The organism is Gilliamella sp. wkB292 (genome assembly GCF_001690235.1).
GTDB lineage: Bacteria > Pseudomonadota > Gammaproteobacteria > Enterobacterales > Orbaceae > Gilliamella > Gilliamella apicola_F.
In genome coordinates this window covers 1-12275 of record NZ_LZGO01000045.1, presented here as the reverse complement: position 1 = coordinate 12275, position 12275 = coordinate 1, and the positions used below count along the sequence as shown (strand labels likewise).

11 protein-coding genes and 1 tRNA gene are annotated in these 12275 nt (G+C 34.5%); 10 read left to right on the top strand and 2 right to left on the bottom strand.

Going from position 1 to position 12275, the window contains the following annotated elements; all coding sequences use genetic code 11:
- Positions 1-85: 85 nt before the first annotated feature.
- The 8 genes from A9G09_RS04360 to fruA all read left to right on the top strand — a co-directional run bounded on the left by A9G09_RS04360 (position 86) and on the right by fruA (position 8992).
- The gene (locus A9G09_RS04360; RefSeq protein ID WP_065633686.1) at positions 86-1042 is read left to right on the top strand and encodes a siderophore ABC transporter substrate-binding protein; all 957 of its coding nucleotides are present in this window, start codon (positions 86-88) and stop codon (positions 1040-1042) included.
- A gap of 8 nt (positions 1043-1050) precedes the next feature.
- A complete protein-coding gene (locus A9G09_RS04355; protein ID WP_065633685.1) occupies positions 1051-2010 on the top strand; it encodes an ABC transporter permease in 960 nt (319 codons plus the stop codon).
- The gene (locus A9G09_RS04350) at positions 2000-2971 is read left to right on the top strand and encodes an iron chelate uptake ABC transporter family permease subunit (protein ID WP_065633684.1); all 972 of its coding nucleotides are present in this window, start codon (positions 2000-2002) and stop codon (positions 2969-2971) included. The genes A9G09_RS04355 and A9G09_RS04350 overlap by 11 nt, the downstream gene beginning before the upstream one ends.
- Positions 2968-3723 (top strand): ABC transporter ATP-binding protein, encoded by a 756-nt coding sequence (locus A9G09_RS04345; RefSeq protein ID WP_065633683.1) that lies wholly within the window; start codon positions 2968-2970, stop codon positions 3721-3723. The genes A9G09_RS04350 and A9G09_RS04345 overlap by 4 nt, the downstream gene beginning before the upstream one ends.
- A gap of 167 nt (positions 3724-3890) precedes the next feature.
- Entirely contained in the window at positions 3891-4919 is a 1029-nt protein-coding gene (cra, locus tag A9G09_RS04340) for a catabolite repressor/activator (RefSeq protein ID WP_065633682.1), read from the top strand.
- A gap of 187 nt (positions 4920-5106) precedes the next feature.
- Complete coding sequence (gene fruB, locus A9G09_RS04335) at positions 5107-6309, top strand: fused PTS fructose transporter subunit IIA/HPr protein (protein WP_065633681.1); 1203 nt, start codon at positions 5107-5109, stop codon at positions 6307-6309.
- Positions 6309-7244, top strand: a complete 936-nt coding sequence (gene fruK / locus A9G09_RS04330) for a 1-phosphofructokinase (protein ID WP_065633680.1) — start codon at positions 6309-6311, stop codon at positions 7242-7244. The genes fruB and fruK overlap by 1 nt, the downstream gene beginning before the upstream one ends.
- Positions 7245-7252: 8 nt before the next feature.
- Entirely contained in the window at positions 7253-8992 is a 1740-nt protein-coding gene (fruA, locus tag A9G09_RS04325; protein ID WP_065633679.1) for a PTS fructose transporter subunit IIBC, read from the top strand.
- 64 nt (positions 8993-9056) lie between these two features.
- Here the strand turns inward: fruA and A9G09_RS04320 are convergent, their stop codons facing one another.
- Positions 9057-9629, bottom strand: a complete 573-nt coding sequence (locus tag A9G09_RS04320) for a TIGR00730 family Rossman fold protein (protein WP_065633678.1) — start codon at positions 9627-9629, stop codon at positions 9057-9059.
- A gap of 149 nt (positions 9630-9778) precedes the next feature.
- Between A9G09_RS04320 and A9G09_RS04315 the strand changes: the two genes are divergently transcribed.
- Both A9G09_RS04315 and A9G09_RS04310 read left to right on the top strand, forming a co-directional pair.
- Positions 9779-9854: transfer RNA gene (locus A9G09_RS04315), tRNA-Asn, on the top strand.
- Between the two features lie 485 nt (positions 9855-10339).
- Positions 10340-11077, top strand: coding sequence for a carbonic anhydrase (locus A9G09_RS04310; RefSeq protein WP_065633677.1), 738 nt, complete (start codon positions 10340-10342; stop codon positions 11075-11077).
- Between the two features lie 121 nt (positions 11078-11198).
- Here the strand turns inward: A9G09_RS04310 and A9G09_RS04305 are convergent, their stop codons facing one another.
- Positions 11199-11666 carry a hypothetical protein gene (locus A9G09_RS04305; protein ID WP_081297481.1) on the bottom strand — a complete coding sequence of 156 codons (468 nt, stop codon included), beginning with the start codon at positions 11664-11666 and terminating at the stop codon, positions 11199-11201.
- Positions 11667-12275 lie beyond the last annotated feature (609 nt).

Sequence of the window (12275 nt, the reverse complement as noted above, 5' to 3'; positions counted from 1 at the left end):
ATTTTTTTAGTTACAATCTAATGAAAATGATAATTGTTATATTTATCATTTCTTTTTTTATCAAGAATGATGATTAGGAGCCAAAATGTATTCACGTATCAAATTTAAGTTTATAGTGTTGTTAACAGCACTATTTGTGTTAGCGGGATGTGATGATAATAAAAAAAATGAGCAAAGTTCGGTTAATAAAATAACCATTGAGCATGCACAAGGTAAAACCGATGTACCTGAAAACCCTAAAAAGGTGGTCGTTTTTAATATTGCAACCCTCGATATTATGGATGCATTGAATATTTCTGTCTCAGCCGTACCTCAATCTGATGTGCATTATCCTGATTTTTTATCGAAATATAGTGATAAAAGTTATACTAATGTGGGGACTTTATTTGAACCAAACTATGAAGTTTTAAGTTCAATGGCGCCTGATGTTATTATTGCTGGTGGTCGTGCGAACGATGTTTATAATAAATTGAATGATATTGCTCCAACTATTTCTCTTGATATTGATCCAAATAACTTTTTGGCAAGTTTAACACAAAGAACTGAACAATTAGGAACGTTGTTTAATAAACAAGACCAAGCTAAAAAGCTCTTAGCTGATTTTAATCAAAAAATTGAACAACTAAAACCAAAAACAAATACCGCTGGAAGTGCACTCGTCATTATGGTTAATGGTGGCAAAATGTCAGCATATGGACCAAAATCTCGCTTTGGTTTTATCTTTGATATATTAGGTTTTAAACCTGCCACAACATTCCAAGAAGCAGGGCGTCATGGTAACGCAGTTACCTCTGAGTTTATTTTAAGTGTTAATCCACAGTGGCTATTTGTTCTAGATAGAGATAATGCTATTGGAAATAAAGAAGCGCAATCAGCTCAACAAGTTTTAAATAACGATTTAATTCAAAAAACAGATGCATGGCAAAATAATCATATTGTCTATTTAGATTCAACCTCAATGTATATTGCTGGTGGTATTCAAACTTATAGCCACTTAATGGATCAAATAAGCGAAGCTTTACAAAAAACATCAGCTAATTAATCAAATATATGGTTAAGTCGTTTTATTTTATTACAGGCATTTTCGTTTTGTTGATAATGTCTGTAATAAGTTTATTTATTGGGGCAGGGAATGTCACACTATCCGATCTTTGGATAGATAGTACCATGCGAGAGATTTTTTTTGTTAGCCGCGTTCCTAGAACCGTTGCTTTATTATTTGCAGGTAGTGCCATGAGTGTTGCCGGTTTAATAATGCAATTGTTAACCCAAAATCGATTTGTTGAACCTACTTTAGTTGGCACTACTCAATCAGCCAGTCTTGGTTTATTAATCATGATGGTTCTTGCACCAAGTGCAAGTGTTATGACTAAAATGGTTGTTGCTAGCTTATTTGCTATGGCGGGTACAATGATTTTTATGGCGATTTCCCGAAAAATCATTTTCAAATCAGCATTGATGGTGCCGCTTATTGGTATTATGTTGGGGGCAGTCATTAGCGCGATTACGACATTTTTTGCTATGTATTTTGATTTATTACAATCGCTTGGTGGCTGGGAATCAGGCGACTTTTCAGGTATTTTACGGGGCCGTTATGAATTATTATGGTTAGTCGGCGGTTTGACATTGCTTGCTTGCTGGAGTGCCGATCAATTTACCGTTGCAGGTTTGGGGCGTGACTTCTCAGTTAATGTAGGTCTTAATTATCGTCGAGTCATGTTGACGGGGCTTATTGTTATTGCATTAATTGGTGGTATTGTTGTTGTGGTCGTTGGCGTTTTACCTTTTTTAGGATTGATTGTGCCAAACATTGTCAGTTTATTATTTGGTGATAACGTTCGTAAAACTATACCTTGGATCTGTTTATTTGGCAGTGGATTAGTATTAATTTGCGACATTATTGGTCGGCTAATTCGTTATCCATTTGAAATTCCCGTGAGTGTTATTCTTGGCGTAGTTGGCGCTATTATTTTCTTAATATTATTGAGTCGAAGACGCCATGTCAGTTAATCAAAAACGTTATACAATAAGTCAAAAAAGAGTATTTTTGTTATTTATTCTGTCTTTAATTTGTATAAGTTGTTTTATGACTTTAAACCTTAAAGGCAATATTAGTTATATATTGATGCACCGAACTTGGATTGTGCTAACCATGATTCTGGTTGCTTTTGCTGCATCGACTTCTACCTTACTTTTTCAAACCGTTACCAATAATCGAATTTTAACTCCATCAATTATGGGATATGAATCTTTGTTTGTATTAATCCAAACGGTTGTGATCTTTTTTATTGATACACAAGGTATTCCCTATATTGGGATTATTGGTAAATTTGTATTTGAATCATTATTATTAATTTTATTTTCTCTTTTTTTATACCGTGGTTTATTCACTAAACTCAAACAAAATCTACATTTAGTTTTATTAATTGGTATTATTTTAGGTACGTTGTTCCGTAGCTTTTCTAACTTACTGCAACGTTTAATGACGCCAACCGAATTTGCTGTGTTACAAAGTCGAATTTTTGCAACCTTCACCCGTGCTGAACCTGTCTTGATTATCTTTTCATTAATAATAGCCTCTGTGATTGGTGTATTTTTGTGGAAAATGCGATTTCGATTCGATGTGCTTGCTTTAGGTCGGGATAATGCTATTAATTTAGGTATCGATTATCAAAAGAGCGTAACAATAATTTTATTACTCGTTTCAGTTTTAGTCGCAATATCGACGGCATTAGTTGGACCGTTTACTTTTTTAGGTCTATTGATTGCTAATCTTGCTTATAGTATTAGCGGATCAAGTCAACATCGTTATCTACTGCCTACCGCTTTTTTATTGGGTATCATTTTTTTGGTCGGTGGGCAAATGTTTTTAGAGCGTGTGTTAAATATGGTTGGCGCTTTATCTATCGTGATTGAATTTATTGGTGGTTCTTTGTTTATTTTCTTATTATTGAAAAAGGTTCCAATGTGATTGAAATTGAGAATGTTTGTAAAAGCTATCAAACTATACCGGTATTAAAAAATGTCAATGCGACTATTTCGCAAGGTGGGATTACGGCAATTATTGGACCAAATGGTGCTGGTAAATCAACGCTTTTATCGATTATCAGTCGACTGTTATTGGCTGATGAAGGTATCGTTAAAATTCAAAATATGGATGTTGTTAATACACCAAGTGATAAACTTGCGACCTATTTATCTGTTTTAAGACAAGAAAATCGGTTTACCAGTCGGTTAACTGTTTTTGAACTTGTGGGCTTTGGGCGTTATCCTTATACCAAAGGGCGCTTAAATGCTGATGATTATAAGCATATTAATCAAGCTCTAGATTTTTTAAATCTAACCGAATATAAAGACCGTTTTATTGATGAATTATCCGGTGGTCAGCGCCAGCGTGCTTATGTGGCTATGATTCTTTGCCAAGATACCGAATATGTCTTACTTGATGAACCACTCAATAATTTAGACATGAAACATGCGGTTGCTATGATGAAACAATTACGTCGAGCGGCAGATGAACTCGGTAAAACCATCGTTATTGTCATTCACGATATTAATTTTGCATCCGTTTATTCAGACTATATTTTGGCGATGAAAAATGGCGAGCTTGTTTATCAAGGTAATCCAAAGCAAATTATGAATTCACAACTTTTAGAGGATATATTTGATACCCCGATTAAAATTGAGAATGTCCAAAATCAAAATATTGCGATTTATTATTAATTTATTTTTTATGCTTGATATCGAATATAAACGAATTCAAATTTTAACCAGTTAAACAATGATTGTTCCTGCATTAACACTGTTAAGCATCAGATAAAACAATTAAGGTTTACAATTTCTCTTTATTCATGTTTAATTGCCAACAATATGTTTGCTGAGACTATATTATGAAATTAGACGAAATTGCTTTGTTAGCGGGTGTTTCTCGAACTACAGCTAGCTATGTAATTAATGGAAAAGCAAAAAAATATCGTGTTAGTGATAGAACGATTGAAAAAGTCTTAGCGGTAGTTAAAGAGCATAACTATCAACCAAATCAAGTCGCAGCAGGACTAAGAGCCGGTAAAACACGCACAATAGGTATTATTATTCCTGATTTGGAAAATAGTAGTTATACAACAATTGCCAATTACTTAGAGCAATTAGCGCGTAAAAATGGATATCAATTATTACTTTCATGTTCTGAAGATAAACCAAGTATAGAACAAGAATGCGTAAGGCATCTTCAGCAGCGGCGAGTTGATGCTTTAGTGATATCTTCATCGTTTGTTTCTCCTCAAGATTATAGGTTTTATGATGGTTGGCAAAATAACCAAATTCCATTATTTGCCTTAGATAGAACATTATCCAATAATCAATTTAGAAATATCGTTGGATCTGATAAACAAGATGCCAAAACGTTAGGTTCCACGTTTAGTCAATTTGTTGATGGAACTGTTGTTTATATTGGTGCTTTACCTAATTTATCGGTTAGTCAATTACGTCTTGAGGGATTTGAATCAATTGCAGCAAACCAGTTTAATAAAGTTGATTTTTTATATGCAAATAATTATAGTCGCTGTGATGCCGAAATTGTATTTAGTCGTTGGTTAGAAACGCATGATATACCCGATGGTATTTTCACTACCTCCTTTTCATTATTACAAGGGGCGATTGACGCGATCTTAAAAAAATTTGGCTATCTACCCAATCAACTGACGATTGCTACTTTTGGTGATCATGAACTGCTTGATTTTTTACCATGTAGGGTGATATCACTTGCTCAAGATCATCAAGAAGTTTCACAAGTTGTTATCGCATTATTAATGGAAAGCTTGCGTGAACAAAGTTATAAGCCCGGCACAACCATTATTCCAAGGCGGTTGCTATATAGGGGAAGCTTGGGTAGAGCCTGTCTGAGCGATTATAAAAAATAGCTTTTTTAAATTTTAATCAAAAATTGGATCTAGATCACATATTAATTATTAATAGAAATAATTTATTTGATAAATATTTTAATTGTATTCATCATTGCTGAAACGATTCAATATAATTCAATTAAGGATTTAGAATTGTTGAGTTATTTTAGCAAACCCAACATTTTAACCCAGAGGTATTTATTCTATGTTTCATTTAGTTAAAGAAAATATTCATTTAAATGAACAAGCAACTAACAAGCAAGAAGCAATAAAAAAAATTGCCGCAGCATTAACGAGTGCAGGTTTTGTTGAAGATGGATATGTGAACGGTATGCTAGAGCGAGAAGAGCAAGCTGCAACCTATCTGGGTATTGGTATCGCGATTCCTCATGGCACCACAAAAACTCGCCATTTAGTGAAAAAAACAGGTGTACAGGTATTTTGTTTTCCTAATGGCGTTGAGTGGGGGGATGATGGTGAAAAAGCGTACTTGGCTATTGGTATTGCGGCAAGCTCTGATGAGCATTTAGAATTACTTCGCCAATTGACACATGTTCTTGGTGAAGATGGCGTCGAAGATAAAATTAAAAAAATTCAAACAGCAGATGAAGCAATTGCTATTTTAACCGACAAAGTAGAACAAGAAGATAGCAAATTTACCATTCATCAAGATTCAGTGTTATTAGATATTCAAGCAGATAGCCTAGCAACCCTACAAGCATTGAATGCTTCGCGTTTAAAACAGCACAATGCAGTGAATGCTAATTTTATTGCCGATGTGCTTGATAATAAACCTAATTATTTAGGCAATGGGATTTGGTTAAGTGATAGTAAAAATGGTAATTTAAAAAATGCGATTGCCATTAGTCGTACAGTTAGTCATCTGAGTGAAGATAGTAAACCTGTAAAATTGCTTATAACAATGTCAGTTGTTGATGATTCAGTTGCAGAGGTTGTGCATAACATCGCATCGTTGATTTTTAGACAAAAATTAAACCAACTTTTAACAGCAAATGTCGAACAATTAAGTCAGTTACTTATTTCTGGTTCTGATATCAATAATTCTGAGCATGTTGAATCGATCCCTACTCTTGCTCAATCTAATGTAGCCGAATCAAATGATAATGAATTAAGTCGTGAATTTGTTATTCATAATGAAAATGGCCTGCATACCCGCCCATCATCTGTATTAGTTAAATTGGTAAAAGAATTCAATAGTAAAATAACGGTTGCCAATTTAGATGGTAAAGGTGAACCTGTGAGTGCAACCAGCTTAATGAAGATTGTAGCTCTAGGTGCTAAAAAAGGCAGTCGTCTTAAATTTACTGCTATTGGACAAGATGCTGAGCAAGCGCTCGATGCCATAGGTCAAGCCATTGCTAGCGGATTAGGTGAGGGAACTGAATAATGACTTATCGTGTTGCAACAATTACATTAAATCCCGCTTATGATCTATTAGGTTTTTGTCCTAAAGTTGAACTTGGTGATGTTAATTTAGTGCAGACAAATGCACTACTTGCTGCTGGTAAAGGGATTAATGTTGCCAAAGTACTATCAGATCTGGATGTTAAGTTAACGATAGGCGGTTTTTTAGGTAAAGAAAATCGTGATGGTTTTAACTTGCTGTTTAAATCACTAAATGTCGTTGATAAGTTTCAAACCATTGATGGGCGCACCCGTATTAATGTTAAATTAACTGAAGAAAATAGCGAAGTCACTGACCTAAATTTTTCTGGTTTCACGATTAGTGATCAAGATTGGCAGACTTTCGTTACCGATTCATTAGAATGGTTAAAAGATATAGATATGGTTGCCATTAGTGGCAGTTTACCTGCTGGCGTATCTTTGGAAAAGTTTACAGAATGGATGAAGCAAGTTAAAGCAATTTGTCCTAAAGTGGTATTTGATAGTAGCCGTGATGCTTTAGTTGCAGGTCTTAAAGCCAACCCTTGGTTAATCAAACCAAATGATAAGGAACTTGAAATGTGGGTTGGTCGAAAGTTATCTACGCTTACTGACATCAAAACAGCTGCTTTACAAATTATCGATAGTGGTGTTGAAAATGTGGTCATCTCACTTGGTAGCAAAGGTGCATTATGGGTAACAAAAAATGAAGCGTGGATTGCTAAACCCCCAAAATGCCAAGTTGTTAGTACAGTCGGTGCAGGTGACTCAATGGTCGCTGGATTAATGTATGGTCTTATGACCAATCAATCAATTAAAGATACGTTAGTGTTTGCATCAAGTGTTGCAGCGCTATCTGTTGAACAAGCAGGCGTAGGCATTTCTGATCGTCAAGCTGTAACTAATATGCTCGGCAAAATTGAAATTAACGCTGGATAGGAGTATTCATGAATATATATATTGTTGAAGGTAGTAATACAGGTCCAGTAAATGGACGATTAGCTAAAGCTGAACTTATTTTAGCTGCTAATGCATTAAATTTAAATGTAGTTGAAAACGCGGCAAATGCCGATGTGATTGTTGCAGTGGGTACAGGTTCAATTGCTGATACATCAGTGATGGGTAAAAAAGTTTATGTTGTAGAAGATATCGATGATGTTTTTGCCAATCCGAAACAGATAGTAAACGATGCGCCAAATAAAGCAAAAGTTTATGAACAAACTGCGATAACAGCTTCAGCTTCTGCTACAGGTATCAAACGAATTGTTGCTGTGACTGCTTGCCCAACAGGTGTGGCTCACACATTTATGGCAGCCGAAGCCATTGAAGAAGAAGCAAAAAAACGCGGCTGGTGGTGTAAAGTTGAAACACGTGGATCAGTTGGCGTGGGGAATGAATTAACACCTGAAGAAGTTGCTTCTGCTGATGTCGTTATTGCTGCATGTGATATTGATGTTGATTTAAGCAAATTTGCCGGTAAAAAATTATATCGTACTAAAACTGGTCCTGCTCTTAAAAAGACCGCTCAGGAATTAGATAAAGCATTTGAAGAAGCAACAATTTATCAACCTACAACCAATACCTCATCAGCTAAATCAAGTAATGAGAAAAAGAGCGTTTATAAACATCTATTAACGGGTGTGTCTTACATGTTGCCAATGGTGGTTGCAGGTGGTTTGATCATTGCGCTTTCTTTTGCTTTTGGTCAGTTCCAAGAAGTATTAAAAACAGTTACTGTACTTGAAAATGGCGTAGAAATTGTTAAACAAACTCTTGTAAATGAGCTTGTTGGAGAACCTCATTTAAAACAAATTGGTGATTTAGCATTCTCACTAATGGTTCCATTGCTTGCTGGTTATATTGCTTACTCAATTGCTGATAGACCAGGGCTTGCTCCTGGCCTAGTTGGTGGTTTACTTGCAGTTTCAACTGGTGCCGGATTCTTAGGTGGTATTATTATTGGTTATTTTGCTGGTTATTTAGCCTTGTTAATTACTCGATATTTACCACTACCAAAAACGCTTGAAGCATTAAAACCTATTCTAATTGTGCCTTTACTTGCAACTTTAATTACAGGTCTTGTTATGCAATTTGTTGTTGGTACGCCAATCGCATGGTTAATGAAAACTATTACTGTATGGCTAAATACCATGAATGGTGCTAATGCTATTATGTTAGGTGCATTATTAGGTGGTATGATGTGTACTGATATGGGTGGACCAATTAATAAAGTTGCTTATGCGTTTGGTACTGGTATGATTTCTTCACAAGTTTATGCACCTATGGCTGCAGTTATGGCGGGTGGAATGGTTCCTCCATTAGCGATGGGATTAGCTACTTTAATCGCCCGTAAAAAATTTGCTAAAGCAGAACAAGAAAGTGGTAAAGCGTCTTTAGTTTTAGGTTTATGCTTCATCTCTGAAGGGGCAATTCCTTTTGCAGCGCGTGATCCGTTACGTGTTATCCCTTGTTGTATTGTTGGTGGTGCAATCACTGGTGGTATGGCATTGGCATTTGGTTCAACGTTAATGACGCCACATGGTGGGTTATTTGCGTTAGCAATCCCAGGCGTTGTTAAACCCGTTGGCGGTTATTTATTGTCAATCTTAGTCGGCTCTATCATTGCTGGTGTAGTTTATGCGGTTATTAAAAAACCGGAAGTCGTTGCCGAAGAAGTTACACAGTAATTATTTTTATACTTACAAAAAACGCCATTATAAAATGGCGTTTTTGCTTTTTAATGAATAATAATTACTTTTTCACCCAACGCTGTAGGTCTTTAGCAATAAAATCATCCATTTTTTGTAATATATTTGTTGCATCATCTGATACGATTAATGTGTTATAAAAACTTTCTCGAATAAACCCATCTTGTACTGCATGCTTTAAAAAGTTCAGCAGAGGTTGCCAAAATTGGCTATTGAATAGTGCAACGGGTTTTTCATGGTAGCCTATTTGCATCGCTGTCCAAACTTCAAAAATTTCTTCTAATGTGCCCGTTCCACCTGGCATCGCAATAAAACCATCAGCTAGTTCAGCAAGCCTTGCTTTACGTTGATGCATATTTTGAACAACTTCTAACTGAGTAATGCCATGATGTGCAGTTTCGGCTTTAACTAAACGTTCAGGAATAACACCAATAACTTCACCACCATTAGCTAATACGGCATTAGCAATAATCCCCATCAACCCTTTATTGCCACCACCATAAATTAATCGCCTATTTTGTTTGGCAATGGTTTGACCAAGTTGTTCAGCTGCAACACGATATTCAGCACGATTGCCTTCACTAGCACCACAAAAAACACAAATATTCTTTTTCATAAACGTTTATTTTACCTATCTTGTCATTTTTAACTTATTTTAGCATAGACATAGACAAATTTGCTTACAAGCTGAGCAATTGATTTTATTTAGTGTTTTAACGATTGACATAAACGTAATAGATGGTTAATATTTTGTCCGTCAAGTGTTCCTCCATAGTTCAGTCGGTAGAACGGCGGACTGTTAATCCGTATGTCACAGGTTCAAGTCCTGTTGGAGGAGCCAAATTCAGTTTTTAAGAACCTGCATTGAGCAGGTTTTTTTATGTCTAATCATCTATGATGGATTTTTGGTCTGTGATTAGCCTTATAAGATTGCTTATCTTGTTATCACCTAGTTACTTTTTCAAAATTATCTAAAGTAATAATATAAATTCAAATTGTTACTCACTTTATAACACTTTCCACAAAAATTACTCCAGTTTTATTATTTACTTCTATTAATCCTATTCGCATTGACAAGAATATTGTGAATAAAATTAAAATTCCTATTCTTTATTGATTCCCTGATAATGTTAAGTATAGCTATGATGAGCATGAACTTCATTCATACTATAAAGATTGATGTCAAATTAACAACTTAATTTTTAAAAATGTCAAAGATTTTTTTTATAAAAAAACAAAAAAGTCTTATTGGTATATTCTAGAAAGGTAATTTTTTGAGGCGTATAATTTGAGACCCGTTAATCAACGTTCTAGTGAAAAATCAAGATGAAACTTAACATAATCATGGCAGCTTTAATGGTAACGAGTTTATCATGTGCTGCTGCAGAACATTCTTCACATTGGGGGTATGAAGGTGAAGATAAACCTGAAAATTGGGGTAAACTATCACCAGAATTTTCAACTTGTGAAAATGGCAAAAACCAATCACCTATCAACATTGAACACGTGTTCAAAACTCATCATGATAAACTTAAACTGGTATTCAAACCTGGTAAGCAAGAAATTATCAATAATGGTCACACTATTCAAGTTAATGTTGGTGAAGGTAATACTTTACAAATCGATAACGAAGTTTTCACCCTACAACAATTCCACTTTCATGCGCCAAGTGAAAATGAAATTAAAGGCAAACAGTTCCCAATGGAAGCTCATTTTGTCTATAAAAATAAGAATGGTGAGTTAGCTGTGGTTGCACTTATGTTTAATAAGGGAAAAACAAATCCAGAATTAGCAAAAGCCTGGCAACAAATACCAACCGAAGTTGAAGCGACGGCAACGCTTACTCAGCCTGTTGATATAAAAGCTCTATTACCAAATAGGTTAGATTTTTATCGCTTTAGTGGTTCATTGACAACTCCTCCATGTACAGAAGGGGTAAGATGGATTGTGTTAGAACAAGAAAGCAGCGTATCGACTGAGCAAATCGAAAAATTCCACTCAATTATGCATCATGATAACAATCGACCAGTCCAACCATTAAATGGAAGGGTAATTGTTGATTAATGTCCAAATGGCTCTATCAAATGTATTTAGATAGAGCCTATTTTAACAAATTTTTTTTCGATTCTATTATAAATAAACTTGTTAATTTTTTTCATAATCGAAATTTAAAATCAGAAATTACTTATAAATGCTTTGCAACCTCTCGGGCAACATCTAAAGCAATCTGATCCCAAGCATATTCAACCACAGAAGTCATATTTGCATCTTTTACACCACTATCATTTTGCTTGGTTGAAAACTCTTTAGTCCACGTTTTACCTGATAATTCAAATGTGAGATTTAAATATACACTAGCATTATCAATATTCGTCATGCCATAAGTGAATTTAGTTTTGGCATGATTAACAATTATTGTCAGTTTTTTCCCTCCAGAATTTATGTCAGCGTATGTACTAATCGCCTCTTCAATTCTAGTAGAAAGCCCTATACCGGTTGGGATTCGGGTACGATTACCACCACCAATAAATCCTGAAGAACCTTGTATGTCAATACGTGTAGTAAAACTATCAGGAACCCATATAATATTTAAGTTTTGTTTTTGAGGTAAATGGATTTCTGATTTTATTTGTTTTAATGATTGATAAGACAAACGATCATTAAATTGAAGATGAACACTACAACCAGATAAAATAAATCCAAGACAAGTTAATAAAATTATTTTTTTTCATACCATTATCCTTAATAAAATTTCCAGCAATATTATGTAATTAGAGCAATTAAATCAATAATTACTTAAAATTTATAATTAGATAATTTTTCGGTTTATAAATTCGACGGCAACAAGGATACTTCGATTTGAAATTAAACAAACCAAACCAAACATTTTAATTGTGTGAATTAATAGTCAATGATATTCAGTTAATCGTTGATTATTAATAATAAAATCTAATCTAAGGCTTTATTGGATAACAATAGTGTTTTGTTCTATTTAAATGTTTGAATCAGGGTAAGGTAGTATTTTCTCCAAATAAAACCATATTAATAACATAGTTCTTTATCTCATAGAGGTATTTATAATGAATACTACTCACGTCGGCGAGTGATATATGCGCATAAGTTTTAAATTTAAAAACTGTTTTTTCACAGGCCTGAACATTGATTATGAAACAATTATAATTTCTACTAGAGGGCCTAATTAACAGGTAGATTCCATCATTGTAAACACGATAATCTTTACTTTGTGGCTTGATATTTTTAA

Excerpts from the sequence above, each read along its gene's own strand:
- A9G09_RS04360 (WP_065633686.1), top strand. The coding sequence starts at position 86 with ATGTATTCACGTATCAAATTTAAGTTTATAGTGTTGTTAACAGCACTA.
- A9G09_RS04355 (WP_065633685.1), top strand. The coding sequence starts at position 1,051 with ATGGTTAAGTCGTTTTATTTTATTACAGGCATTTTCGTTTTGTTGATA.
- A9G09_RS04350 (WP_065633684.1), top strand. The coding sequence starts at position 2,000 with ATGTCAGTTAATCAAAAACGTTATACAATAAGTCAAAAAAGAGTATTT.
- cra (WP_065633682.1), top strand. The coding sequence starts at position 3,891 with ATGAAATTAGACGAAATTGCTTTGTTAGCGGGTGTTTCTCGAACTACA.
- fruB (WP_065633681.1), top strand. The coding sequence starts at position 5,107 with ATGTTTCATTTAGTTAAAGAAAATATTCATTTAAATGAACAAGCAACT.
- fruK (WP_065633680.1), top strand. The coding sequence starts at position 6,309 with ATGACTTATCGTGTTGCAACAATTACATTAAATCCCGCTTATGATCTA.
- fruA (WP_065633679.1), top strand. The coding sequence starts at position 7,253 with ATGAATATATATATTGTTGAAGGTAGTAATACAGGTCCAGTAAATGGA.
- A9G09_RS04320 (WP_065633678.1), bottom strand. The coding sequence starts at position 9,629 with ATGAAAAAGAATATTTGTGTTTTTTGTGGTGCTAGTGAAGGCAATCGT.
- A9G09_RS04310 (WP_065633677.1), top strand. The coding sequence starts at position 10,340 with ATGAAACTTAACATAATCATGGCAGCTTTAATGGTAACGAGTTTATCA.